Source organism: Pseudomonas sp. MYb2 (assembly GCF_002979955.1).
Taxonomy (GTDB): Bacteria; Pseudomonadota; Gammaproteobacteria; order Pseudomonadales; family Pseudomonadaceae; genus Aquipseudomonas.
This window is the reverse complement of the sequence record NZ_PCQC01000014.1, coordinates 90,449-115,096: the sequence shown is the minus strand read 5'-3', so window position 1 is coordinate 115,096 and position 24,648 is coordinate 90,449. Positions and strand designations below refer to the sequence as shown.

Below are 24,648 nucleotides of genomic sequence, written 5' to 3'. Positions count from 1 at the left end.
GTGGAATCAGAAGTCAGTCGAGTTCAACTCAGTCATGATCCACGCGCGTTGCACGACGATCCGTTACTGGATGGCCTGCTCGCCCTTTGCATGCTCCATCAGAAACCAGCCAGCGCGGCGATGCTGACCACCGGCCTGCCGCTGCCCAAACAACGCCTGAGTGTCGAGTTGCTGCCCCGCGCGGCGGCTCGTGCCGGCCTGCAAGGTCGGGTGCTGCAGCGCAAACTGGAAGAAATTCCGGCGATCGCCATGCCGGCGTTGCTGCTGCTCAAGGATGGCCGCAGCGCTGTCCTGCTCGGCTGGCAGGGCGACAACGAAGCGCGGGTGCTGCTCAGCGAAAGCGATGGCGGCGAGTCGATTGTCAGCCGCGAACTGCTCGCCGACGATTACACCGGCAAAGTCTTCTTCGCTCAGCCGCAACACAAATTCGACGTTAACCACGGCACACTGATTCCGCGCGCACGCTCGTGGTTCCGCGACACCCTCAAGCGTTCGCGCTGGCTGTATGCCGATGCGATTGCCGCGAGTTTCCTGATCAACATCATCGCCATGGCCGCGCCACTGTTCGTGATGAACGTCTACGACCGCGTGGTGCCGAACCAGGCCGAGGCGACCCTGTGGGTGCTGGCCCTCGGTATTACCGGCGCTTACCTTTTCGACCTGATCCTCAAGAGCCTGCGCAGTTTGTGCCTGGATCTTGCCGGGAAGAAAACCGACCTGATCATCTCGGCGACGTTGTTCGAACGCATCGTCGGCATGTCGATGAAATACCGCCCGGCACGGGTCGGCAGTTTCGCGCAGAACATCCATGAGTTTCAGAGCCTGCGCGACTTCCTCGCCTCGCTGACCCTGACCAGCCTGATCGACCTGCCGTTCACTATCCTCATCTTTATAGTCATCGCCATTCTCGGCGGGCATCTGGTGTGGATTCCGGTGTTGGCGTTCCCGATTGCCCTGCTGATCGGCTATGCCTTGCAGAAGCCGCTGGTGGCCACCATGGAACGCACCATGGCCCTTGGTGCCGAGCGCCAGTCGAGCCTGATCGAAACCCTCGCCGGCCTCGACGCGGTGAAGGTCAACAACGCCGAAAGCGAACGCCAGTACCAGTGGGAACAGACCATCGGCACCCTCAGTCGCCTTGAACTGCGGGTGAAAATGCTCTCCGGCCTGGCGATGAACATCACCCTGCTGATCCAGCAACTGGCCGGGGTGATCATGATTGTCTTCGGCGTGTACCAGATCATCGCCGGCAACCTGAGTATGGGCGGTCTCATCGCTTGCTACATGCTCAGCGGCCGCGCACTCAGCCCGCTGGCGTCGCTGTCGGGTCTGCTGACGCGTTACCAGCAGGCACGGGTGACCATGACCTCGGTCGATCAGATGATGGAGCTGCCGCAAGAGCGCAATTTTGAAGAGCGCCCACTCAGCCGCAAGGTGTTGCAGGGTGCGATCGAATGCCGCCAGCTCAACTTCACCTACCCGGAACAACAGAACCCGGCGCTGAAGAACATCAATCTGGTGATCCGTCCCGGCGAGAAGATCGGCATCATCGGCCGCAGCGGCTCGGGCAAAAGCTCCCTCGCCAAACTGCTGGTCGGCCTGTATCAGCCGGACGACGGCGCGTTGCTGGTCGACGGTGTGGATATCCGCCAGATCGACGTCAGCGAGCTGCGCTACAACATCGGTTACGTGCCGCAAGACATTCAACTGCTGGCTGGCACCCTGCGTGACAACCTGGTCTCCGGCGCGCGCTATGTAGAAGACGAACTTGTTCTGCAAGCCGCCGAACTCGCGGGTGTCCACGAATTCGCCCGACTGCACCCGCAAGGCTATGAGCTGCAAGTCGGCGAGCGCGGGCAGAACCTCTCCGGCGGTCAACGACAGAACGTCGCGCTGGCCCGGGCGCTGTTGCTCAATCCGCCGATTCTGCTGATGGACGAGCCGACCAGTGCGATGGACAACACCGGCGAAGAACGCCTCAAACAACGCCTCGCGGCGGTGATTGAAAACAAGACCGTGATACTGGTCACGCACCGGGCTTCACTGTTGTCGCTGGTTGATCGCCTGTTGGTGATCGACCGTGGTCAGATTCTCGCCGATGGCCCGAAAGCCGCCGTGATGGAAGCGTTGAAGAAGGGGCAGATCAGTGTTGCTTAAGTCGGGTTTCAAGGATTCGATCCGTCGCTACTTCAAAGGCTCGGCATCGCTGCAGGGCCAGCCGCTGCCGGAAGTCAACAAGGCACTGATCGAAGACGCCCCGCGCGTCGTGCGCCTGACCATCTGGGCGATCATCGGCTTCTTCGTGTTCCTCATGCTCTGGGCCAACTTCGCCGTGATCGACGAAGTGACCAAGGGCGACGGCAAGGCGATTCCGTCGTCGAAGATTCAGAAAATCCAGAACCTTGAGGGCGGGATCATCTCCGAACTGTTCGTCAAGGAAGGCCAGATCGTTGAGGCTGGCGCACCGCTGATTCGCCTCGACGACACGCGATTTGCTTCCAACGTCGGCGAAACCGAGGCCGATCGTCTGTCGATGCTGCTGCGCGTTGAGCGTCTGAGCGCCGAAGTCGATGATCGTCCGCTGAATTTCCCCGAAGACGTGCTCAAAGCCGTGCCCGGTCAGGCGAAAAGTGAAGAATCGCTGTACATCAGCCGCCGTCAGCAATTGCACGACGAGATTGGCGGGTTGCAGGAGCAGTTGATCCAGCGTCAGCAAGAGCTGCGCGAATTCGCCTCCAAGCAAGCGCAGTATCGTCAGCAGCTCGGTTTGCAGCGCCAGGAAATCAACATGTCCGAGCCGCTGGTGGCCCAGGGCGCGGTGTCCCCGGTGGAAGTCTTGCGGTTGAAGCGTGCCGAAGTGGAAACACGCGGTCAGCTCGACGCTACTACGCTGGCCATCCCGCGTGCCGAATCGGCGATCAAGGAAGTGCAGCGCAAGATCGACGAGACACGCGGCAAATTCCGCAGCGAAGCGCTGACTCAGCTTAACGAAGCACGCACTGACCTGAACAAGGCCAGTGCTACTGGCAAGGCGCTGGAAGACCGCGTCAGCCGCACGCTGGTGACATCGCCGGTGCGCGGTATCGTCAACAAGTTGCTGGTCAACACCATCGGCGGCGTAATCCAGCCAGGCAGCGACATGGTCGAAATCGTACCGCTGGACGACACCTTGCTGGTCGAAGCGAAGATCCGCCCGCAGGACATTGCCTTCCTGCATCCGGGACAGGAAGCGATCGTGAAATTCACTGCCTACGACTACACCATCTACGGCGGGCTGAAGGCTCAGCTGGAGCAGATTGGCGCGGACACCATCACCGACGAAGACAAGAAAACCACGTATTACGTGATCAAGGTGCGCACTGAGCGCAGCCACTTGGGGACGGATGAAAAGCCGTTGCTGATCATTCCGGGGATGGTTGCGTCGGTGGACATCATTACCGGCAAGAAGTCGGTGTTGAGTTATCTGCTCAAGCCGATCATCCGCGCGCGGGCCGAGGCGTTGCACGAGCGCTAGATCTTCAGCGCTGCTAACGGCCTCTTCGCGAGCAGGCTCGCTCCTACAGTAACCGCATTTCTCCAGATGGAATGCGATCCCTGTAGGAGTGAGCCTGCTCGCGATGGCGGCAGCCGAAACACTACATCCCCGTCAGTAAGTGACAAAAACCGTCACTCACCACTCAGTCCATTCCTCACCATTCGCCATATCGTTATTCATTAACGGTATTTAATTTCCGATTCTTATAGCTATAAAGTCATCCCCCTGCGTACCTGCCGACCAATCGGCGCGCCGCACGAGCTGAACCAACACGCAATCCAGCGTGAGTGTCTGATCGACGAGCGCGCCCCTGAGCGTGCCGTGCGTGGGAGATGGAAAGATGTCCGCAGCTACTGCTTCCCCAAGCGCCGCGACCGCCGCGCCGCAATCCTTTGAAATCCGTCCTTTCAGTGGTGCCGTCGGCGCCGAGATCATTGGCCTCGACCTCACCCGGCCGATCAATGATCAAGACTTCGCGCGCATCCATCGCGCGCACCTGGATCACCACGTCGTGGTGTTCCGCGACCAGCAAATCACCCCGCAGCAACAGATCGACTTCAGCCGCCGCTTCGGCGTGTTGCAGATCCATGTGCTCAAGCAGTTCCTGCTGGCCAATCACCCGGAAATCCTCATCGTTTCCAACATCATCGAAAACGGCCAGAACATCGGCCTTGGCGACGCCGGCAAGTTCTGGCACTCCGATCTCTCCTATAAAGAGCTGCCAAGCCTCGGCTCGATGCTCCACGCACAGGAGTTGCCAGACGAGGGCGGCGACACGCTGTTCGCCGATATGCACAAAGCCTGGGAAAGCCTACCCGATGCATTGCGCAAAGCGGTTGAAGGTCGCAGTGCCGCGCATTCCTACACCGCCCGTTACAGCGAAACCAAATTCGAAGGCAACTGGCGCCCGACCCTGACCCCGGAGCAACTGGCCCAGGTCGCGGAAGTGGTGCACCCGGTGGTGCGCACGCACCCGGAAAACGGCCGCAAGGCGCTGTTCGTCAGCGAAGGTTTCACCACGCGCATCGTCGGCCTGCCGGATGACGAGAGCCAGCAATTGCTGACTGAGCTATACGCCCACAGCGTGCTGCCGCAAAACATCTACCGCCATCAGTGGCAGCCCCACGACTTGGTGTTCTGGGATAACCGTTCGCTGATCCATCTCGCCGCCGGCTGCCCGGCGCACCTGCGCCGCAAGCTGTATCGCACGACCATTCAGGGCGATGCGCCTTTCTGATTCGCCGGAGATTGACCAAATCATGAACGCTCCCTTGCCAGGCCACGCGGCCAGCAACCCGATCGCTCGCAGCGACGCGTTGCTGGCCGTCGATCACGTCAGCCTCGAATACCGCACGCCGCAACGCGTGGTGCGTGCCACCCATCAAGTCAGTTTTGAAATCGACCCGGCCGATCGCTACGTGCTGCTCGGCCCGTCCGGCTGCGGCAAATCCACCTTGCTCAAAGCGGTGGCCGGGTTCATTCAACCGTGCGAAGGCGAGATCCGTCTGCAAGGCCTGCGCGTCGATGCGCCGGGGCCGGACCGGATTGTGGTGTTTCAGGAATTCGACCAACTGCCACCGTGGAAAACCGTCAAACAGAACGTGATGTTTCCGCTGCTCGCGTCGCGCACCCTGAAGAAAAAAGAAGCCGAAGAACGTGCGCTGCACTATCTGGAAAAGGTCGGACTGGCGGCGTTCGCCGATGCCTATCCGCACACCTTGTCTGGTGGCATGAAAGCGCGCGTGGCGATTGCCCGAGCGTTGGCCATGCAGCCGAAAATCCTGCTGATGGACGAGCCATTCGCCGCCCTTGATGCACTGACCCGGCGCAAGATGCAGGAAGAATTGCTGCTGCTCTGGGAAGAGGTGCGTTTCACCCTGTTGTTCGTCACCCACTCGATTGAAGAGGCGCTGGTGGTCGGCAATCGCATCCTGCTGTTATCGCCACATCCGGGGCGGGTGCGCGCCGAAGTGCACAGCCATCAATACGATTTGCACAGCCTCGGTGGCGTGGCGTTTCAGGAATCGGCGCGGCGCATTCATCGTCTGCTGTTCGACGAAGGCCAGTCGCCGGAAACCGAGCGTGACCACGACTTCAACGACATTCGCATCGCCTATTGAGCGGCCAGGAGGATTACCCGATGAGCCATTCATCATCTGGGCGTGAAGAATTCGAAGTTGTGCTGGAGCCGCTGACTGAAGTGCCGGTCGAGCGCGAACTGTCGCTCGGCACGCGGCTGTGGCAACAGGGCTGGCTGCGTAAAGGCCTGATCCTGATTGTGCTAGCGGTGCTGTGGGAAGTGGTCGCGCGGATTCAGAACAATGATTTGATGCTGCCGAGTTTTCTGCAGACCAGCCATGCGCTGTTCGAAGGCTTGCTCAGCGGTGAACTGCTGGCCAAGGTGTGGATATCGCTGGTGGTGCTGATCAAGGGTTACCTGATCGGCATCGTGTTGGCGTTTGCCCTGACCACGCTCGCGGTGTCGACGCAGTTGGGCCGCGATCTGCTGAGCACGTTGACCTCGATGTTCAATCCGTTGCCGGCGATTGCCCTGCTGCCCTTGGCGCTGCTGTGGTTTGGCCTGGGGCAGAACAGCCTGATTTTTGTGCTGGTGCATTCGGTGTTGTGGGCCTTGGCACTGAACACTTACGCGGGGTTTCTCGGGGTCTCGGAAACCTTGCGCATGGCCGGGCGCAATTACGGTTTGAAGGGTTTGCGGCTGGTGCTGTTCATCCTGATCCCGGCGGCGCTGCCGTCGATTCTGGCCGGGCTGAAGATTGGCTGGGCGTTTGCCTGGCGCACGTTGATCGCGGCGGAACTGGTGTTTGGCGCGACCAGCGGCAAGGGTGGGCTGGGTTGGTACATCTTTCAGAATCGCAACGAGCTGTACACCGACAAGGTGTTTGCCGGGTTGGCGGTGGTGATTCTGATTGGCTTGCTGGTGGAGAATCTGGTGTTCGATACGCTGGAGCGGGTGACCGTGAAGCGGTGGGGGATGCAGCGGTAATTCTGTGGCGTTGCGACTGGCCTCATCGCGAGCAGGCTCACTCCTACACGGGATCTGTGTAGGACACAAAATCTGTAGGCACTGAAGATCTAATGTAGGAGTGAGCCTGCTCGCGATAGCGTCAGTCATGCCACCGCAATACTTGAAGGATGTTTGCTAGCATTGCGCCCAGATCAATCCTGATAAGCCAAGAGTGCTCAGCATGCAACTCCCGGACATGAATCTTCTGGTCGCCCTCGACGCCTTGCTCGACGAGGGCAGTGTGGTCGGCGCTGCGCGGCGGATGAACCTCAGTCCGGCAGCCATGAGCCGCACCCTGACGCGAATCCGCGAAGCCATCGGCGACCCGATCCTCGTGCGTGCCGGCCGAGGTCTGGTGCCAACGCCCAAAGCGCTGGAACTGCGCGAACAGGTGCGCGATGTGGTCGAGCAGGCCGCGCTGTTGTTCCGCTCCGCCGACACCGTGGAGCTGGGCACGCTGCGTCGGCGCTTCAGCATCCGCGCCAACGACTTTTTCATCGGGGTGTACGGCGGTAAGCTGTTCGACACCCTCGATCAACTCGCGCCGCACTGCGAATTGCGCTTTGTCCCGGAAGGCGATGGCGATGATGAAGCCCTGCGAGAAGGGCGCATCGATCTGAGCGTCAGCAACACCCGGCCCGTCACCCCGGAAGTCAAAGTGCAGAACCTGTTTTCTACACACTTCGTTGGCTTGGTGCGTGAAGACCATCCCTTGCTTGACGGCGAAATCACTGCCGAGCGCTACGCCGGGTTTTCCCATATCAGCATGTCGCGTCGTGGCATCGCCCGTGGCCCGATTGATACGGCGCTGAATGCCTTGGGGCTGGAGCGCCGCGTCGCGGTGATTGCGCCGAGTTTTCATGCGGCGATGTTTGCGCTGCCGGATTCCGACCTGATCCTGCCGGTGCCCAAGGAAGCGCTGCTGAGTGTGCGCCGGCTGGGTTTGAAACTGCGTTCGTTCGACCTGCCAATCCCTTTGCCGACGTTGATGCTGACCCAGGCCTGGCACCCGCGCTTCGACAAGGATCCGGCACACCGCTGGCTGCGCGAAACGCTTAAGGCCTGTTGCGACGAAACGTGGCTGGCGGCCCAGCCTTAATCCCCGAGAAAACACAAAACCCTGTGGGAGCGAGCCTGCTCGCGAAAGCGCTGGATCAGGCACAAATGATATTGACTGATCCGACGCATTCGCGAGCAGGCTCGCTCCCACAAGGGATGTTCATTGTTGTGTCTGGCGCACTTATAACCTGCCAATAAGTCAATTTTCGTCATTGCCAAGCCCGACTAAGATGCTCCGGTATTTTTCCCTCCGGAGTGAGTATTCATGACATCCCTGACGGCGGCAGCGCCCATCGCTGCGGCCAGCCCGGCGAAGGCGATCACGCCACCGGTGTTCGGGGCGCGGATCATCATCGGTCTGGTCGGCGTGTTGCTGGCAGTGCTGGTGTCGGGCCTCAACGAGATGGTCACCAAGGTGGCCCTGGCCGACATCCGTGGCGCGCTGAGCATCGGTTACGACGAAGGCACCTGGCTGGTCGCCAGTTACACCGCCACCTCGGTCGCGGCCATGGCCTTCGCGCCGTGGTGCTCGGTGACCTTCTCGCTGCGCCGCTTCACCCTCTGCGCGATCGGTCTGTTCACTCTGCTCGGCGTGCTGTGCCCGTTCGCCCCCAATTACGAAAGCCTGCTGCTGATGCGCATCCTGCAAGGCCTCGCCGGCGGTGCGTTGCCGCCGATGTTGATGACCGTGGCCCTGCGGTTTCTGCCCGCCAACATCAAGCTTTATGGTCTGGCTGGTTATGCGCTAACGGCGACATTCGGCCCGGGTCTGGGCACGCCGCTGGCCGGTTTATGGACCGAATACGTCGGCTGGCAATGGACGTTCTGGCAGATCATCGTGCCGTGTCTGATCGCCATGGCCGCTGTCGCTTACGGTTTGCCGCAGGATCCGCTGCGCCTGGAGCGCCTCAAGTCATTCAACTGGAAAGGCCTGCTGCTGGGCTTTCCGGCGATCTGCATGCTGGTGATCGGTTTGCTGCAAGGCAATCGACTGGACTGGTTCGAGTCGAGCCTGATCTGTGGATTGCTCGGCGCCGGCTCGTTGCTGCTGGTGGCGTTTTTGATCAACGAGTGGTCGCAGCCGATTCCGTTTTTCAAATTGCAGATGCTCGGTATCCGCAACCTTTCGTTCGCACTGATGACCCTGGCTGGCGTTTTGGTGGTGTTGTTGGCGGTGGTGCTGATTCCGTCGAGCTATCTGGCCCAGGTGCAAGGTTATCGCCCGGTGCAGACCGCGCCGATCATGCTCATCGCCGCATTGCCGCAACTGATTGCGCTGCCGTTGGTGGCCGCGCTGTGCAACCTGCGCTGGGTCGATTGCCGCTGGGTACTCGGCATCGGTTTGAGCATGTTGGCGCTGTCCTGCCTGGGCGGATCGCAGCTGACCTCGCAGTGGATTCGCGACGACTTCTATGTTCTGCAATGGCTGCAGATTTTTGGCCAGCCGATGGCGGTGCTGCCGCTGTTGATGCTCTCGACCGGCAGCATCACACCGCTGGACGGTCCCTTCGCATCGGCATGGTTCAACACCGTGAAAGGCCTGTCGGCCGTGGTCGCCACCGGGGTGATCGAGGCGCTTACCACGTCGCGCCTGCATTTCCACTCAAGCATGTTGGTCGACAGCCTCGGCAATTCGCCGCTGGCCGATCGTAGCGATCCGGGCCTCGCCCATCGCCTGCACGAACAGGCCGTGGTGCTGACTTCTTCCGATCTCTACGTGTGCATGGCTGGCGTCGCAGTGGCGTTGATCCTGCTGATTTTCTGGCTGCCGACGCGGATTTATCCGCCGCGCGCACCGACCTGATTGCTGCACTGAACAATGAAGGTTTTTATGACGACTCAAGCAAAGCAAAAACTCGCGGTGGCTGTAGCGGCCGCGCTGGCTGTAGGCGTGCTGGTATATCTGGCGCTGCCCGGCGTGTTTGGCAAACGTACCCAGCAAAATACCAACGACGCGTTTGTGTCCGCTGATTACACCCTGGTGGTGCCGCGCGTGGCCGGTTTCATCAAGGAGGTATTGGTAGAAGACAACCAGCAAGTGAAGACCGGGCAATTGCTGGCGTTGATCGATGATCGTGATTTGCGTGCTTCGGCAGAAGCCGCGGATGCACAAACTCTGGTGGCGCGGGCGCAACTGCAAAACGCCAAGGCAACGCTGGAGCGGCAGACCTCGGTGATCGCTCAGGCGCAAGCCTCGGTGGTGTCGGCCAAGGCTGAAATGGCCTTCGCCCAGCAAGAACTGAATCGCTACAACCATTTGGCCGGCGTCGGTGCCGGGACTGTGCAGAACGCGCAACAGGCGCGCACGCGCATCGATCAGGCCACGGCTCATCTCGACACGGCCACGGCGAAACTGGCGGCGGAGCGCAAGCAAGTCGATATCCTCAGCGCCCAGCGTGACGCTGCCGAAGGCAGTTTGAAGCACGCACAAGCGGCGCTGGAAATCGCCAGTTTCGAACTCTCCTACACCCGCATCACCGCGCCGCAGGACGGCATGATCGGCGAGCGGGCCGTGCGCGTCGGCGCCTATGTGACGCCGGGCAGCAAGCTGTTGGCCGTCGTGCCGCTGAAACAGGCTTACGTGGTGGCGAATTTTCAGGAGACGCAACTGACCGACGTGCAGCCAGGGCAAGAGGTGCAAGTACGCGTCGACAGCCTGGGTGGTGAAGCGCTGACCGGTCGTGTCGAGAGCATTGCGCCGGCCACGGGAGTGACCTTCGCAGCAGTCAAACCGGATAACGCCACCGGCAACTTCACCAAGGTGGTGCAGCGGATTCCGGTGAAGATCATGCTCGAACCGGGTCAGCCGTTGGCCGAGCGCTTGCGCGTGGGCATGTCGGTGGAGGCGAGTATTGATACCGCCAGTTCGGCGACGTCGGTGCGTGAGGTGACTCAGCGATGAGCCGTGTTGATCGAACCGACGCCTTCGCGAGCAGGCTCGCTCCCACAGGGAGAATGCATTCCAACAGGTGGGAGCGAGCCTGCTCGCGAAGAGGCCAGTGGCAGCAAATCACTCTGAGTGCCTTGCTCACAATGAGTCTCGCCGCCTGCACCGTCGGCCCGGACTTCCAGAAACCCGAAGCCACACAAATCACCGACTGGGCCAAACCCGCCAAGTCCGCCCCCAGCCAAGCGGTCAGCGAACCCCTCAACGAACGCTGGTGGGAGGTCTTCCACGACGCGCAACTCTCCGCGCTGACTCAGCGTGCGGTGCAGAGCAACCTCGACTTGCAACTGGCCAGCAGCCGTCTGCAACAAAGCCGCGCCGCCCGCCAGGTCATCACTGCTGAGCGCTATCCAAACACCGCGGCCACCGGCAGTTACTCGCGCGAACGCAACAGTGGCAAAGGCCTGAACGACCCATCCGGCCACAACGGTGATTCCGCCTTCAACCTGTGGGACGCCGGTTTCTCCGCCTCATGGGAACTGGATTTCTGGGGTCGCGTGCGCCGCGAAACCGAAGCCGCCGACGCCAACCTCGAAGTCGCTGAAAACGACCGTCGCGGTGTGTTGCTGGCGGTATTGGCAGACACCGCGCAGAACTACATCCAGTTGCGCGGCGTACAGAACACTCGCGCGGTCACCGAAGAAAACCTCGACGTCGCCCGGCACAGCCTGAAACTCTCGCAACTGCGCCTGGCCGATGGCGTTGCCACTGACCTGGACGTCGCCGAAGCCGCCGCGCAAGTCGCCGCCATCGAGTCGCGTCTGCCGGCGCTGGAACAACGCCAGTCGCAACTGATCAACGCGATCAGCCTGCTGATGGGCGAACCGCCACAGGCCCTCGCCAAAGAGTTATCCACAGACGCCGCCGTGCCGCAGTCGCCGCTGCAAGTCGCCATCGGCCTGCCGTCGCAACTGGCCGAACGCCGCCCGGACATCCGCCAGGCCGAAGCGCGCCTGCACGCCGCTACTGCCAATATCGGCGTGGCCAAAGGCGATTTCTATCCGCGCATTACCCTGTCCGGCAACCTTGGTTCGCAAGCCATGCAACTCAGCGATTTCGGTTCGTGGGGGTCGCGTGCCTTCGGCATCGGCCCGCAGTTCAGTTTGCCGCTGTTCGACGGTGGACGCCTGCGCGGCGTGCTGCAACTGCGCGAAGCCCAGCAGCAGGAAGCGGCCATCGCCTACCAGCAGACCGTGTTGCGCGCCTGGCACGAAATCGACGATCAGCTGACCGCCTACAACGCCAGCCAGCGCCGCCGCGACAGCCTCGCCGAAGCCGTCCGCCAGAACCAGATCGCCCTGCGCACCGCGCAACAGCAATACGTCGAAGGCGTGGTCGACTTCGTCAACGTTCTTACTGTGCAAGGCGCGTTGCTGGCGACGCAGGAACAGTGGGTCGAGAGTTCGACCGGGGTTTCGCTGGCGATGGTCGGTTTGTACAAGGCATTGGGCGGGGGGTGGGAGTCGGTGTATCCGCAAGAGAAAATCGTCGCCGGGTTGCCGGGTGTCGTGAAAGCGCCTGCCGCCATCGACGGTTCTGCTGTGGCTGACCTAAAGTGATTGGCAGGTTGGCGCGTCATACTCTCGTGGCGCTGCGGTGCGGCAAGAGGAAGCGATGGCGGTCAATCGAGTCACGCCGATGGGCGACACGCAAGACCCGTTTGCCGCGCCCGGCTCCTGGTTCGGTAGTCTGCGCTGGGTGCGCTGGGTAAAAAATCACTGGCTGTGGCCGATTCTCGCGCTGGCCGCGTTCGTGCGTTTTTATGACCTGACGGCGGCGGCGATCTGGGGCGATGAAGGCTCCAGCCTGCTGCTGGCGCGCTATTCGCTGAGTGAAATCTGGCGGCACGCCGCATTCGATGTGCATCCGCCGCTGTACTTCATGCTGCTGCATGGCTGGGTCGAACTGTTCGGGGACGGCATTCTCGCGGTGCGCACACTCAGTGCGCTGGCCGGCATTGCGGCGGTCGGGCTGGGTGTGTGGCTGGTGGATCGCCTGGCCACTCGACGCGCCGCGTTTATCGCCGGATTGTTGCTCGCACTGCTACCGACGGCGGTGCGCTACAGCCAGGAAGTGCGCATGTACGCGCTGCTCGGAGCGCTGCTGATTGCCGCAAGCCTGGCGCTGGTCTACTGGATCCGGCGCCCGCAACGCCATCGCTTTCTGTTGTACTACGCGCTGTTGATGAGCGCGGCGTTCTACACCCACTACTTCGCCGTGCTCGCGGCGCTGTGTCACTGGCTCTATCTGATTGCGATCCGCATACAGCGCGATTACCGCTTTCGGCATATCCAGCGCTGGAACTGGTGGCTGGCGAACGTGGCCATCGTCGTACTGTACCTGCCCTGGCTGCCCAATCTGCTCGACTTGATGCAGCACATGGAACAGCTCAAGGCCGGCGGCGATGTCGGTTGGGAACCTGCTGTTACATTGAGTTCGCTGCCGTCGATGATCTGGTCGTGGCTGATTCAGGACGATGGCGAGACGCTGCCGCTGCTGATTTTCGCCGCGTTGCCCTTGGCATTGCTGGCGCTGACGGTTGTCGCGGTGATGCGTGATCGCAGTGTGTCGCGCGGCAGTATTCTGTTGGCGTTGTACACCGGACTGCCGCTATTGCTGGTGTATCTGGTGTCTTTCATCACCCCGGTCTTCATCGAGCGCTACCTGACGGCGTACGCCCTCGGTTTGCCGATGCTGGCGGCGCTGGCCATTGATCGTTTGTACAGCCGCGCCCGACTGGTTGCACTGGCGCTGCTGGTGGCGCTGATCGGTGTGGAACTGGTGGGTGTGAACAACAATGCAACGGTCGACAGCAACGACCAACTCGACCGAGTGGTGAGTTACGTCAACCGGCATTTTCTGCCGGGTGATCGCATCGTCACCAGCGACATGCTCTGGTACTTGAGCTACGTCTACTACGACCGCAGCGGCGCGCAGGTGCGCCTTTACACGCCACCGACGACGGATGGCCAACCGACGCAGCCGAATGAGTACGGCTTCGGCACACTGGTAACGCGCGATGTCTATCTGGACAGCCTCGCTGAGTTGCCGGGAAATGGCCGGGTGTGGCTGGTCGGCAGCTTCGACGGCCCGGAAGAATTCTCACCCTTGCCCGCGACCTGGCAGGTCAGCGCCGAAGTCCATGCGGGCGGACTCAAGGCGCGCTTGTTCACCCCCACCCCTCCCGCAGGCTAACGCCAACCCCTGTAGGAGTTGCCGCAGGCTGCGATCTTTTGACCTTCAGGATTTCCCCGACAAATCCGCCATGCCCTTGAGCAATTCAATCGGCAACGGAAAGACAATCGTCGAACTCTTGTCGCCGGCGATCGAACTCAAGGTCTGCATATAGCGCAACTGCATCGCCCCGGGCTGACGTCCGAGCATTTCCGCGGCTTGCATGAGTTTTTCCGAGGCCTGCAACTCGCCCTCGGCGTGGATCACCTTGGCCCGCCGCTCGCGCTCGGCTTCAGCCTGTTTGGCGATGGCGCGCACCATCGACTCATTGAGGTCGACATGCTTGATCTCGACGTTGGCGACCTTGATGCCCCAGGCGTCTGTCTGCGCGTCGAGCACTTGCTGAATGTCGATGTTCAACTGCTCGCGTTCGGCCAGCAGTTCATCCAGTTCATGCTTGCCGAGCACCGCACGCAGGGTGGTCTGGGCTAACTGGCTGGTAGCGGAAAGATAGTCCTCGACCTGAATAATCGCCTTTTGCGGGTCGAGTACGCGGAAATACAGCACGGCATTGACCTTGACCGACACGTTGTCGCGGGTGATTACGTCCTGCGGCGGCACGTCGAGCACCACGGTGCGCAGGTCGACCCGAACCATTTGCTGCACCACTGGAATCAACAGGATCAGCCCGGGGCCTTTGACCTGCCAAAAGCGGCCGAGCTGGAACACCACGCCGCGCTCGTATTCACGCAGGATGCGAAACGTCGAGCCGGCGAGGGCAATGACCAGTAACAGCAGCGCAACAAAACCGATTTGCAGACCCATGATCACTCTCCGAGTGGCGCCGCGTCAGTCGCGGCCACTTGCAGCAACAATCCCTTGCGACCCACCACGCGCACCGATTGCCCGGTGTGCAGCGGAGTGGCGCTGAGCACTTGCCAGCGCTCACCTTGCAGTTGCACCCAGCCATTACGGGCATCGCCCGGTTGCACCGTGGTGATCGCGGTGACACTGCCGAGCAGGCCGGCATCGCCACTGACCGCGTGGCGGGGGCGGGTTTTCAGGGCGCGAATCAGCAGCGCAATCAACAACAGAGCGCTGATCAGGCCAAGGCCGATCATCATTGGCACCGGCAACTGGGCGTTGCTCAGAATCAGCGCACCGATGACGAACATGATGATGCCGCCCAGACCGATAACGCCGTAGTTGGGCAGCACGGCTTCGGCGATCAGGAAGACGATGCCCAACGTGATCAGCCACAAACCGGCCGGACTCATGGCCGGTAACGGGCTGTCGGCGGCGAGGGCTGAGCCGCTGATCAGCAGGAGCAAGGCAAACGCACAACATCGGCTGTTCACGTGACCCTCCGCGAGCGTCATGGGCTGGTTCTTTCAGTCTAGTTGAGGGTTGTCCTGTATGAATTTTGATCAATGTGCAGATATGTCCGGTGAGCGGATTTCCCTGCGCCAAACACCCGCCGAACTAGACTCAAAGACACGGCAATCACCGTTCAGCGCAACACCGAGGTGCATCATGCGTATGGCAAGAAAGGTGCAGAGCAGCCTGAACCGGGCGCACTGCGAATACGACATCGTCGCCCACCGGCACTCGTCCAGCAGCCTGGAAACCGCACGGGTCGCCGGGGTGCCCGCCGAGCGGGTAGCCAAATCGATCATCCTCGACGACCACCACGGGCACTACCTGATGGCCGTGCTGCCGGCCAGCCGTCACCTTGACCTGAGCAAAGTGCGCACCAGCGGCGAATGGCAACTGACCCGCGAAAGCAATCTGGCGCACATTTTCGATGATTGCGAACGCGGCGCGGTGCCGCCGCTGGGTGGCTCTTATGGCCTGGACATGGTCATCGACCCGTTGCTGACGCGGCAGAAGGATATTTATCTGGAGGCGGGCAACCACAATTATCTGCTGCACATGAGCATGCCCGAGTTTCTGAAAATGGTGCCGCATGCCGAGGTGCGGGAGTTGAGTGATTAGGTTTCGTGGCGCCGGCACTGACGCCTTCGCGAGCAGGCTCGCTCCCACAGGTTGATCGCATTCCCCTGTGGGAGCGAGCCTGCTCGCGAATAATCTTCCAAACACCCCATTCATCAAGGAATTGCTCAATGGAAAGCCCAACGCACAGCTTGCCATCCCTGTTCAAACAACTCGGCCTTCCGGATGATCCGGTCAACATCGACAAATTCCTCACCACCCATTCCCCGCTCAAACCAGAGCTGCACCTGGCTGATGCGTTTTTCTGGACGAAGAGCCAGTCGCAGTTCTTGCGTGACGAGATTCTGGATGACGCCGATTGGGCGGAGGTGGTGGACCAGTTGAATGTGTTGTTGCGCAAGGGGCGTGAGAGCTGACTGAAAGCCAACCTCTTGTCATTCAATTGAGTGAAACGGTTGTTGAGGATCAAAAAATAGACCAAAATCACGACCTCAATTGAGGTCTTTTATTATGCAAAACGTTCTGGCCGATATGGCTGTCAGTGTCTCAGAATTAAAGAAAAACCCTTCCGCTGTGCTGAGCGGTGCGCATGGCGGTGCCGTGGCTGTTCTTAACCACAATCGCGTTATGGGCTATATGGTGCCAGCGGATGTGTACGAAGCAATGATGGAGCGACTTGATGATTTGGAGCTTGCTGAAATCGTTCGCGCCCGCAGCCATGAGACGCCAATTTCGGTGAGCCTGGATGACCTATAAGCTCGAATTTTTGCCATCCGCTCACAAAGAGTGGAACAAGTTGGGTCATACACTACGAGAACAATTCAAAAAGAAGCTGGGTGAGAGATTGAAGCTGCCCAGAGTCTCCGCTGACGCACTTCATGGAATGCCTGATTGCTACAAAATCAAATTGAAGGCTTCAGGCTATCGTCTGGTTTATCAGGTCATTGACGAGAGGGTCGTCGTTTCAGTCGTAGCGGTCGGTAAACGTGAGCGCAGTAGCGTTTATGAGAATGCAAAAAAGCGCTGATTTATCTCTCAGCGGCGGCTCTCTTCGCCCCAGTAGGCAATTTGTTTCAAAACTTGACTGAAATTCCCCTCCAATGCGATATTGATAGTTAGCAAACTAACAGTGTGCATTTCCTCGTGCCGAACGAACTCGACGCTCTCCAGATGAACATCAGCAGTGCCATGGTGGTGGCCGCCAGGCATTGGCGGAAGATCTGCCAGACCACGCTGGTCAACTATGGAATCTCCGAAGCCTGCGCCGTGCCGTTGTTGATGATCGGCCGCTTGGGTGAGGGCGTGCGCCAGGTGCAGGTGGCGCAGGCGGCCGGGATGGAGAGTCCGTCGCTGGTGCGTCTGCTCGATCAGTTGTGTCATTCCGGCTACGTCTGCCGCACCGAAGATGTCCAGGATCGCCGCGCCAAGTGCCTGAGCCTGACTGACACCGGTCGTGAACTGGTGCAAGCGGTCGAGATCGAACTGGTGCGTCTGCGTCATGAAGTGCTTGAGGGCATCGACCAGAGCGATCTGGAGGCTACGCTTCGGGTACTCAGAGCTTTTGAGGCGGCCCATCCGCCTGTGGTGATCAATTCTTGAACGGTTTTTTCTCCGGCATTCCGCCGGCCCGCGACTGGTTCTACGGGGTCCGTACGTTTGCAGCGTCGATGATCGCGCTGTACATCGCTTTGCTTATGCAAATGCCGCGTCCGTATTGGGCGATGGCCACGGTGTATATCGTCTCCAGCCCGTTTCTCGGGCCGACCAGTTCCAAGGCCCTATACCGCGCCATCGGGACTTTTCTCGGTGCCGCGGCGGCGGTTTTTTTCGTGCCGATGTTCGTGCAGAGCCCGTATGTGCTGGTGGTGGTCATCGCGCTGTGGACGGGGATTTTGCTGTTCCTGTCCCTGCAACTGCGCACGGCCAACAACTACGCATTGATGCTCGCCGGTTACACCTTGCCGCTGATTGCCTTGCCGGTGGTGGATAACCCGCTGGCGGTGTGGGACGTGGCGGAAGCGCGGACCGAAGAGATTTTCCTCGGCATCGCCGTGGCTGCGGTGGTCGGCGCGATGTTCTGGCCACGCCGTCTGGCGCCGGTGTTCAACGACGCGGTGAGCAAGTGGTTCGCCGACGCAACGACCTACAGCCTGAAATTCCTCAGCCGCGACGTGCAGCCCGAAGAGGTCACCGCGCTGCGCATGGCCATGGTTGCCAACTTCAACAGCCTCGAATTGATGATCGGCCAGTTGCCCCACGAAGGCGCGCGACCGCAAACCGTGCGCAACACCAAAGAATTGCGCGGGCGCATGATTCATCTATTATCGGTGATCGATGCGCTGGAAGATTCGCTCTACGCCCTCGAACGACGCACGCCGGAACTGGTGGAAAAATTCGCACCGCTGCTTGCCGCGACCCGTGAATGGCTCGGTCACCCGGACGCCGACCTCGACCGCTGGCAAGCGCTGAAAGATCAGCTCGAAGCCCTGCAACCGAGCGTCGAGGCGCTTGAGGATCGCAAACAACTGCTGTTCTCCAACTCGATTTATCGCCTCGGCGAATTCATCGATTTATGGCAGGACTGCCGCAGTCTGCAGGACGCGATTCTCTGCGAGCGCCAGGACAGCTGGCGCGCGGTCTACCGTCACTGGCGCCTGGGTCGTCTGACGCCGTTCATTGATCGTGGGCTGATGCTCTATTCGGCGGCCTCGACCGTTCTGGCGATCATCACCGCCTCGGTGCTGTGGATTCTGCTCGGCTGGCCGGACGGCGGCAGTGCGGTGATTCTCGCCGCGGTGGCGTGCAGTTTCTTTGCCTCGATGGACGACCCGGCACCGCAGATTTACCGGTTCTTTTTCTGGACCGGCATGTCGGTGCTGTTCGCCAGCCTTTATCTGTTTCTGATTCTGCCCAACCTGCATGACTTCCCGATGCTGGTGCTGGCGTTCTCCATTCCGTTCATCTGCGTCGGCACGCTCACGGTGCAGCCGCGTTTTTTCCTCGGCATGCTGCTGACACTGGTCAACACTTCGTCGTTTATCAGCATTCAGGGCGCTTACGATGCGGATTTTTTCGCCTTCGTGAACTCCAACCTCGCTGGACCGATCGGCCTGCTGTTCGCTTTCATCTGGACGCTGGTGGCGCGTCCGTTCGGCGCCGAGCTGGCGGCCAAGCGCCTGACCCGTTTCAGCTGGAAAGACATTGTCCACATGACCGAACCGGCCAACCTTGCCGAACACCGCAAATTGGGCGTGCAGTTGCTCGATCGACTGATGCAGCACCTGCCGCGTCTGGCCCTGACCGGCCAGGACACCGGCATCGCCATGCGCGAAGTGCGCGTCGGCCTCAACCTGCTCGATTTGCTCGCCTACACCCCACGGGTGACCGGCGCGCCGAACGCGCTGTTGCAGCAAGTGGTCAGTGAGGTCGGCGAGTATTTCCGCGCCTGCCTTAAGGCTGGCGAACGCTTGCCGGCGCCAGCGCCGTTGCTGATGACCCTTGATCGCACCCGCCGTGCGCTCAATGGCCACGGCGATGACGAAACCCGTCTGAACCTGTTGCACGCCTTGAGCGGTTTGCGTCTGGCGTTGTTGCCCGGCGTCGAATTCGTCTCCAGTGCCGACGCCGAAGAACCGCTGCCCGATGGAGCGCCCCTATGATCGGTGATCTGGACATCAGCGGCATTTTCCTGCCGACCCTGCTGGTGTTGATGGGCATCACTTATGTGCTGTTTTTGTTGGTGCATGGCGTGCTCACGCGCGTGCACTTTTACCGTCTGGTCTGGCACCGGGCATTGTTCAACGTGGCCCTCTACGCGGTACTGCTGTACGGCGTGGACTCACTCAGTCGATACCTGATGACATGAAAAAACCGTTTTTGACCATCGGTCGCGTGGTACTGACCCTGCTGATCGTGACTTTTGCCGTTGTCCTCGTCTGGCGCATGGTGATGTATTACATGTTTGCGCCGTGGACCCGTGACGGCCACATTCGCGCCGACATCATCCAGATTGCTCCGGACGTGTCCGGACTGATCCAGCAGGTTGAAGTGAAAGACAACCAGTTGATCAAGCGCGGCCAGGTGCTGTTCAGCATCGACCAGGATCGCTTCAAACTGGCCCTGCGTCAGGCCAAAGCGGCTGTTGCCGACCGCGAAGAAACCCTCGCCCAGGCCCAGCGCGAAGCCAAGCGTAACCGTGGCCTCGGCAACCTGGTGCCGGCCGAACAGCTGGAAGAAAGCCAATCCAAGGTCGCGCGTGCGCAATCGGCACTGGCCGAAGCCATGGTCACCGTGGACAGCGCCCAGCTCAACCTCGACCGCTCGGTAATCCGTAGCCCGGTGGACGGTTACGTCAACGACCGTGCGCCGCGTCCGCAGGAGTTCGTCACCGCCGGGCGTCCGGTGTTGTCGGTGGTCGACAGCAATTCCTTCCACATCGACGGCTATTTCGAAGAGACCAAACTCGACGGCATTCATGTCGGTCAGTCGGTGGATATCCGTGTGATCGGCGACCGTGCGAAATTGCGCGGGCATGTCGAAAGCATCGTCGCCGGCATCGAAGACCGCGACCGCACCAGCGGCAGCAACCTGCTGCCGAACGTCAACCCGGCGTTCAGCTGGGTGCGGCTGGCGCAGCGGATCCCGGTGCGGATTGCCTTTGATGATGTGCCGGAAGATTTCCGCATGATCGCCGGGCGTACCGCTACGGTGTCGATCATTGAAGACTCAAAAGTCGACGATAAAAAGCAGGAGCCCGCGCAATGAGCAGGGCCCTGATGATCGCCGGGTTGGGCGTGATGTTGTCGGCGTGTCAGATGGTTGGCCCGGACTATTACGTGCCGGAAGACGCGGCAGTGCAACGCAAGGATTTTCAGGGCGAACTGGCCGTTGCCGGCAAACCTGTGGTGTCGGCGCCAGTACCGGCGGATTGGTGGCGGCTATATAAAGACCCGCGTCTGGATCAACTGGTGCAGCAAGCCATGGCTTCCAACACCGATCTGCGCGTCGCCGCTGCCAATTTGCAGCGCGCCCGTGCGCAGGTCGATGAGGCCGAAGCCGCCGGTGGCTGGAGCGGCGGGGTGAAAATGGGTGCCCAGCGTTTGCAGGAATCCGGTCAGGCATTCTTGCTGCCGGAAAAAGTCCCGGTGGCCAACATCGGTGACATCGGCATCAGCGCCTCGTATCAGTTCGACCTGTGGGGCACGTTGCAGCGCGGCATCGAAGGCGCGAAGGCCAACGCCGACGCGACCCAAGCCGCCGCCGATACCGCGCGCATCACCTTGGTCGCGGACGTGGTTCGCGCCTATACCCAAGTCTGCGCGGCCAACGAAGAACGCGAAATCGCCCAGCATTCCCTCGACCTGCAGTCCCAAGGCACTACGCTGATCCAGCGTTTGCGCGACGCCGGGCGTGGCGATGAAACCCAGGTCACCCGTTCGCAAACCCAATTCAAATCCCTGCGCGCCGAGATGCCGCGTTATGAAGCGGCGCGTCAGGCCGGGTTGTTCCGTCTGTCGATGTTGCTGGCGAAACCGGTCGACCAATTGCCGGCCGGCACCGCGACTTGCGCTGAACTGCCGAAAATCGCTCAATTGGTGCCGGTCGGTGATGGCGCCGCTTTGCTCAAACGTCGCCCGGACATTCGTCAGGCGGAACGACGTCTGGCCGCCGCGACCGCCGGCATCGGCGTGGCCACCGGCGAGTTGTACCCGGACATCAGCATCGGCGCGACCATCGGTACTGTCGGCATTCTCGATGACCTCGGTGATCCGTCGACCAACCGCTGGGGCTTCGGCCCGTCGCTGAGCTGGAAGGTGCCGACCAACGGCGCCCGCGCGCGCATTCGTGAAGCTGAGGCGACCACCCAAGGCGCCTTGGCGCACTTCGACGGCGTGGTGCTCAACGCCATTCGCGAAACCCAGACCGGCCTCGCCCAGTACAGCGCGCTGCTGCAACGCCGCGACGCACTGGCCGATGCCGAGCAGTCGGCGAAACTGGCTGCCGACCAGACCCACCGCTTCTTCCAGGCCGGTCGCGAGTCGTTTCTCGCTGACCTGCAAGCGACCCGTACCTACACCGATGTCACCGCGCAACTGGCCGCCGCCAACACCCAGGTTGCGATGAGCCAGATCGATTTGTTCCTCGCCTTGGGCGGCGGTTGGGAAAGCGGACGAACGAACGCTCCAAGCCCCGGCAAACCCTGAGGCCGTTGCTATGCTTTGAAGTGTTGAAGGGGCGCCCCGTGCAAAGCGCCCCTTCAGCGCACATTGCTAGCGCTGGTCTAGGGGAAACCAATAATGAAAAACCCTTACGCTCTCGGCTTCTGGTGCGCCCTGGTAGCACTGATGCTGCTCTCGGCCACCTATTTCTACGGCATCATGCTGGCCCATCAGATCGACAAGGCCATGGTCTTTCTCGACAGCGCTGTCGCGCTGATCGCGGTCATGGCCATCGTCGTCGTGGCGTGGGCATCGGTTCAGGTGCAGCGGGTCAAGAAACGCCAGCTTGAACAGGGCAAGACCCTGGTGTTGATCTGGGACACTAAAGTCGCCCTGCGCCGGGTCGAAACGGTCTTCGACCGGTATTTCTGGGGCAGCTACTGGCAACCGGGGCGCACCTTCGCCGAAGTCATGGGCGAACTCACCGGCACGCCGCTGGAAAAAAGCCTCGAAGCGCTGAAAAAACAGTGCCTGGAACTCGACAAGCAGATCGATAACGAGGGCTGGCATTGGTTGAATAACGCCCGCGAATTATCCGATGTCGCCACGGCCATGGCTCGTGAGCGTTATCAACTGGATTTCTGCGATCCGCGCGCTGACGGGCCGGGCGGGGCGGTGATCGATCGGGATTTTGAAGTGCTGGTCTACACCTGGACCGCGCGACTGAAAAGCTTTGATCATCAGCTGGATGAAATCGAGGTTCAGTATTCCTGATTCTCGGCTGAATCGACCGGCCTCATCGCGAGCAGGCTCACTCCTACATTTGGAATGCGTTCCCCTGTAGGAGTGAGCCTGCTCGCGATAGCGCCCTAAAAAACACCGAAACTCTTCCCGCCTGTCGACTGTCCACAATTCCCATAGACACTCTTTAACCTTTAAACATTGGGCCACCTTGCGCGCCCGGTGCTAATCTCCATCGCTAATTTCAGCGCAGTCGAGCCGCGACCCGGTCACGGGTTCAGGGAAGACGACCACACTCACAGCCACGGAAATCGATCAGGTCATCCATGAATAAATCAGCAGGCGTGCTCCTCGGAATTGTTGTTGCCATTGGCGCGATCAGCGCAGGCGGGGCCTGGTACACCGGGACCAAGATCGAAGGCGTGTTGAACAACGCCGTCAGCAATGCCAACAAAGAGCTGCAAACCGCGATGGCCGGTTCCAACGGCAGCGCGTCGCTGGAACTGGTGTCGCTCGACCGCCATACCTTCACCAGCACCGCGCACTACCGCCTCAAGGGTGAAGGCGAGATGTTTGGCGACAAGCCGGTCGAATTGCTGTTCGTCGACCACATCGAGCACGGCCCGCTACCGTTCTCGCGCCTGGTTTCGCTGAAATGGCTGCCGGTCATGGCCACCAGCAACTACGAGCTGGAAAAGAACCCGGCCACCGAGAAGTGGTTCGCCGCCACCAAGGGCGCCGCTCCGCTTAAAGGCGTGACCAGCATCGGCTACGACGAATCCACCACCAGCACCCTCGACCTGCTGCCTTTCGAAACCGCACTGGATGAGCAGTCGAGCCTGAAATTCTCCGGCCTGACCATGAATATCTCGGCCAACGCGCAGGCGCAGAAGGTCAAGGCTGACGGCTACATGGACAACCTGAAACTGGTCACGGTGGCTGAAGATCAGGCGCCGGTGCAGGTCGAACTCAACGGTCTGACCCTGGCCAGCAACCTCGCCAAAAGCAGCTACGGCTACTACACCGGCGAGAACACTCTGGAGCTGACCGACAGCAAAACCACCTTCGGGCCCAAGCAGTCGGTGCTGGGTGTGAAGAAGTTTGAAATGAAGAACCTCACCGAAGAAAACGGCAGCAATGCCTCCGGTCGCGCCGATTACAAGATTGGCGAAGTCAGCCTCAACGACAAGAAAATCGGTTCGGCCAACATGGCCATGAGCCTGAAAAACCTCGACATCCCGTCGACGATGTCGCTGATGCAGATTTACCAGACCAAACTGCAGCCTTACGAAAAAGCCGCCGCCGAGGCAGCAGCCCAAGGCCTGCCAGCGCCGGAGCTGAACCTGACCGAGGCTGAAAACGCCCAGGTCAAAGCTGACCTGCAGAAACTGCTGGCCGCCGGCCCACAGTTTGCGCTGGAAAACCTCTCCTTCAACACCGCCAACGGTGAGAGCAAGGCCAATCTGGTGATTGACCTGACCAAACCGCAATCGATGGATCTGCCGCCGGATCAACTGGGTAAACAACTGATTGCGCTGCTTGACCTGAATATCCAGGTGTCCAAGCCGATGCTGGTTGATCTGCTCAGCGTGCAAGCGCAACTCGACGGTCAGACCGATGCCAAAGCCATCGTCGATCAGTCCAAGGAAGCCGCCGACATGTTCGCCGGCATGGCGGTCGGTTCGCAGTTGGCCGTTGTCGATGGCACCAACGTCGTGACCAAGCTGCATTACGCCGCCAATCAGGTCGAATTCAACGGCCAGAAGATGACCGTCGAGCAGTTCGTCGGCTTCCTGATGAGCAAGTTCGCAGGCGTCACGCAAGTGCAGTAATTCTGCGTTCTTAATAGCAACGCCCGGCCTCTGGATGCTACAGACGCCGGGCGTTTTGCTGTCTGGCGTTCGGGTTTTGGCTGTCCCGGCGTAACCGTCGGGACGATTCTGAACAATTATTGTGTTCTGGATTCTGGTCTACGCTTGCGTGCAAGACTGCCTGACTAAGCTTGGCCGTTGCATGTGCATGGGCGGCCACCGTTACGAAAGGGCAAGGAGGG

General features: G+C 60.6%; 23 protein-coding genes. 21 read left to right on the top strand and 2 right to left on the bottom strand.

Going from position 1 to position 24,648, the window contains the following annotated elements; translation table 11 throughout:
• The 10 genes from CQ009_RS21505 (at window position 1) to CQ009_RS21455 (ending at window position 13,764) form a co-directional block, all read left to right on the top strand.
• A complete protein-coding gene (locus CQ009_RS21505) occupies window positions 1-2,157 on the top strand; it encodes a type I secretion system permease/ATPase (protein WP_064389069.1) in 2,157 nt (718 codons plus the stop codon).
• Complete coding sequence (locus CQ009_RS21500) at window positions 2,147-3,514, top strand: HlyD family type I secretion periplasmic adaptor subunit (protein ID WP_105708641.1); 1,368 nt, start codon at window positions 2,147-2,149, stop codon at window positions 3,512-3,514. Before CQ009_RS21505 ends, CQ009_RS21500 begins: the two co-directional genes overlap by 11 nt.
• Window positions 3,515-3,875: 361 nt before the next feature.
• Window positions 3,876-4,772, top strand: coding sequence for a TauD/TfdA family dioxygenase (locus tag CQ009_RS21495; RefSeq protein ID WP_105708639.1), 897 nt, complete (start codon window positions 3,876-3,878; stop codon window positions 4,770-4,772).
• Window positions 4,773-4,794: 22 nt separating this feature from the next.
• A complete protein-coding gene (locus CQ009_RS21490) occupies window positions 4,795-5,655 on the top strand; it encodes an ABC transporter ATP-binding protein (RefSeq protein WP_105708664.1) in 861 nt (286 codons plus the stop codon).
• A gap of 20 nt (window positions 5,656-5,675) precedes the next feature.
• Window positions 5,676-6,542 (top strand): ABC transporter permease, encoded by an 867-nt coding sequence (locus CQ009_RS21485; RefSeq protein ID WP_105708637.1) that lies wholly within the window; start codon window positions 5,676-5,678, stop codon window positions 6,540-6,542.
• Between the two features lie 202 nt (window positions 6,543-6,744).
• The gene (locus tag CQ009_RS21480) at window positions 6,745-7,662 is read left to right on the top strand and encodes a LysR family transcriptional regulator (protein ID WP_025113444.1); all 918 of its coding nucleotides are present in this window, start codon (window positions 6,745-6,747) and stop codon (window positions 7,660-7,662) included.
• 225 nt (window positions 7,663-7,887) lie between these two features.
• Window positions 7,888-9,426: an MFS transporter gene (locus CQ009_RS21470; RefSeq protein WP_105708632.1), complete on the top strand. Its 1,539-nt coding sequence runs from the start codon at window positions 7,888-7,890 to the stop codon at window positions 9,424-9,426.
• A 27-nt stretch (window positions 9,427-9,453) separates the two neighbouring features.
• Window positions 9,454-10,524 carry an HlyD family secretion protein gene (locus CQ009_RS21465; protein ID WP_105708630.1) on the top strand — a complete coding sequence of 357 codons (1,071 nt, stop codon included), beginning with the start codon at window positions 9,454-9,456 and terminating at the stop codon, window positions 10,522-10,524.
• Complete coding sequence (locus tag CQ009_RS21460) at window positions 10,521-12,128, top strand: efflux transporter outer membrane subunit (protein ID WP_256585467.1); 1,608 nt, start codon at window positions 10,521-10,523, stop codon at window positions 12,126-12,128. Before CQ009_RS21465 ends, CQ009_RS21460 begins: the two co-directional genes overlap by 4 nt.
• 55 nt (window positions 12,129-12,183) lie before the next feature.
• Window positions 12,184-13,764: a glycosyltransferase family 39 protein gene (locus CQ009_RS21455; protein WP_105708627.1), complete on the top strand. Its 1,581-nt coding sequence runs from the start codon at window positions 12,184-12,186 to the stop codon at window positions 13,762-13,764.
• 45 nt (window positions 13,765-13,809) lie between these two features.
• Here CQ009_RS21455 and CQ009_RS21450 read toward each other — a convergent pair whose 3' ends face one another.
• The gene (locus CQ009_RS21450; protein ID WP_007917711.1) at window positions 13,810-14,568 is read right to left on the bottom strand and encodes a slipin family protein; all 759 of its coding nucleotides are present in this window, start codon (window positions 14,566-14,568) and stop codon (window positions 13,810-13,812) included.
• 2 nt (window positions 14,569-14,570) lie between these two features.
• Window positions 14,571-15,101 carry an NfeD family protein gene (locus tag CQ009_RS21445; protein WP_177431014.1) on the bottom strand — a complete coding sequence of 177 codons (531 nt, stop codon included), beginning with the start codon at window positions 15,099-15,101 and terminating at the stop codon, window positions 14,571-14,573.
• Window positions 15,102-15,276: 175 nt separating this feature from the next.
• Here CQ009_RS21445 and CQ009_RS21440 point away from each other — a divergent pair, with 175 nt between their 5' ends.
• From CQ009_RS21440 to CQ009_RS21390, 11 genes are all read left to right on the top strand, one after another.
• Window positions 15,277-15,738: an aminoacyl-tRNA deacylase gene (locus CQ009_RS21440; protein WP_007917709.1), complete on the top strand. Its 462-nt coding sequence runs from the start codon at window positions 15,277-15,279 to the stop codon at window positions 15,736-15,738.
• Between the two features lie 128 nt (window positions 15,739-15,866).
• Window positions 15,867-16,112 (top strand): DUF2789 domain-containing protein, encoded by a 246-nt coding sequence (locus tag CQ009_RS21435; protein WP_105708622.1) that lies wholly within the window; start codon window positions 15,867-15,869, stop codon window positions 16,110-16,112.
• 94 nt (window positions 16,113-16,206) lie between these two features.
• Complete coding sequence (locus tag CQ009_RS21430) at window positions 16,207-16,452, top strand: type II toxin-antitoxin system Phd/YefM family antitoxin (protein ID WP_064389060.1); 246 nt, start codon at window positions 16,207-16,209, stop codon at window positions 16,450-16,452.
• On the top strand, window positions 16,442-16,723 hold the full coding sequence (locus CQ009_RS21425) for a type II toxin-antitoxin system RelE/ParE family toxin (RefSeq protein ID WP_064389059.1): 282 nt from the start codon (window positions 16,442-16,444) through the stop codon (window positions 16,721-16,723). The genes CQ009_RS21430 and CQ009_RS21425 overlap by 11 nt, the downstream gene beginning before the upstream one ends.
• A 143-nt stretch (window positions 16,724-16,866) precedes the next feature.
• Complete coding sequence (locus CQ009_RS21420; RefSeq protein WP_177330940.1) at window positions 16,867-17,295, top strand: MarR family winged helix-turn-helix transcriptional regulator; 429 nt, start codon at window positions 16,867-16,869, stop codon at window positions 17,293-17,295.
• The gene (locus tag CQ009_RS21415) at window positions 17,292-19,355 is read left to right on the top strand and encodes an FUSC family protein (RefSeq protein WP_105708620.1); all 2,064 of its coding nucleotides are present in this window, start codon (window positions 17,292-17,294) and stop codon (window positions 19,353-19,355) included. Before CQ009_RS21420 ends, CQ009_RS21415 begins: the two co-directional genes overlap by 4 nt.
• The gene (locus CQ009_RS21410) at window positions 19,352-19,561 is read left to right on the top strand and encodes a DUF1656 domain-containing protein (RefSeq protein ID WP_047601052.1); all 210 of its coding nucleotides are present in this window, start codon (window positions 19,352-19,354) and stop codon (window positions 19,559-19,561) included. The genes CQ009_RS21415 and CQ009_RS21410 overlap by 4 nt, the downstream gene beginning before the upstream one ends.
• Window positions 19,558-20,460 (top strand): HlyD family secretion protein, encoded by a 903-nt coding sequence (locus tag CQ009_RS21405; RefSeq protein WP_064389057.1) that lies wholly within the window; start codon window positions 19,558-19,560, stop codon window positions 20,458-20,460. Before CQ009_RS21410 ends, CQ009_RS21405 begins: the two co-directional genes overlap by 4 nt.
• A complete protein-coding gene (locus CQ009_RS21400; RefSeq protein WP_064389056.1) occupies window positions 20,457-21,899 on the top strand; it encodes an efflux transporter outer membrane subunit in 1,443 nt (480 codons plus the stop codon). The genes CQ009_RS21405 and CQ009_RS21400 overlap by 4 nt, the downstream gene beginning before the upstream one ends.
• Before the next feature lie 93 nt (window positions 21,900-21,992).
• Window positions 21,993-22,628, top strand: a complete 636-nt coding sequence (locus CQ009_RS21395) for a hypothetical protein (protein WP_064389055.1) — start codon at window positions 21,993-21,995, stop codon at window positions 22,626-22,628.
• Between the two features lie 293 nt (window positions 22,629-22,921).
• Window positions 22,922-24,427: a YdgA family protein gene (locus CQ009_RS21390; protein WP_064389054.1), complete on the top strand. Its 1,506-nt coding sequence runs from the start codon at window positions 22,922-22,924 to the stop codon at window positions 24,425-24,427.
• Window positions 24,428-24,648: the final 221 nt, after the last annotated feature.

Coding starts and splice junctions, on each gene's coding strand:
- CQ009_RS21470 (WP_105708632.1), top strand. CDS start 7,888: ATGACATCCCTGACGGCGGCAGCGCCCATCGCTGCGGCCAGCCCGGCG.
- CQ009_RS21495 (WP_105708639.1), top strand. CDS start 3,876: ATGTCCGCAGCTACTGCTTCCCCAAGCGCCGCGACCGCCGCGCCGCAA.
- CQ009_RS21400 (WP_064389056.1), top strand. CDS start 20,457: ATGAGCAGGGCCCTGATGATCGCCGGGTTGGGCGTGATGTTGTCGGCG.
- CQ009_RS21405 (WP_064389057.1), top strand. CDS start 19,558: ATGAAAAAACCGTTTTTGACCATCGGTCGCGTGGTACTGACCCTGCTG.
- CQ009_RS21480 (WP_025113444.1), top strand. CDS start 6,745: ATGCAACTCCCGGACATGAATCTTCTGGTCGCCCTCGACGCCTTGCTC.
- CQ009_RS21485 (WP_105708637.1), top strand. CDS start 5,676: ATGAGCCATTCATCATCTGGGCGTGAAGAATTCGAAGTTGTGCTGGAG.
- CQ009_RS21465 (WP_105708630.1), top strand. CDS start 9,454: ATGACGACTCAAGCAAAGCAAAAACTCGCGGTGGCTGTAGCGGCCGCG.
- CQ009_RS21455 (WP_105708627.1), top strand. CDS start 12,184: ATGGCGGTCAATCGAGTCACGCCGATGGGCGACACGCAAGACCCGTTT.
- CQ009_RS21460 (WP_256585467.1), top strand. CDS start 10,521: ATGAGCCGTGTTGATCGAACCGACGCCTTCGCGAGCAGGCTCGCTCCC.
- CQ009_RS21410 (WP_047601052.1), top strand. CDS start 19,352: ATGATCGGTGATCTGGACATCAGCGGCATTTTCCTGCCGACCCTGCTG.
- CQ009_RS21430 (WP_064389060.1), top strand. CDS start 16,207: ATGCAAAACGTTCTGGCCGATATGGCTGTCAGTGTCTCAGAATTAAAG.
- CQ009_RS21425 (WP_064389059.1), top strand. CDS start 16,442: ATGACCTATAAGCTCGAATTTTTGCCATCCGCTCACAAAGAGTGGAAC.
- CQ009_RS21435 (WP_105708622.1), top strand. CDS start 15,867: ATGGAAAGCCCAACGCACAGCTTGCCATCCCTGTTCAAACAACTCGGC.
- CQ009_RS21420 (WP_177330940.1), top strand. CDS start 16,867: ATGAACATCAGCAGTGCCATGGTGGTGGCCGCCAGGCATTGGCGGAAG.
- CQ009_RS21450 (WP_007917711.1), bottom strand. CDS start 14,568: ATGGGTCTGCAAATCGGTTTTGTTGCGCTGCTGTTACTGGTCATTGCC.
- CQ009_RS21390 (WP_064389054.1), top strand. CDS start 22,922: ATGAATAAATCAGCAGGCGTGCTCCTCGGAATTGTTGTTGCCATTGGC.
- CQ009_RS21395 (WP_064389055.1), top strand. CDS start 21,993: ATGAAAAACCCTTACGCTCTCGGCTTCTGGTGCGCCCTGGTAGCACTG.
- CQ009_RS21440 (WP_007917709.1), top strand. CDS start 15,277: ATGCGTATGGCAAGAAAGGTGCAGAGCAGCCTGAACCGGGCGCACTGC.
- CQ009_RS21490 (WP_105708664.1), top strand. CDS start 4,795: ATGAACGCTCCCTTGCCAGGCCACGCGGCCAGCAACCCGATCGCTCGC.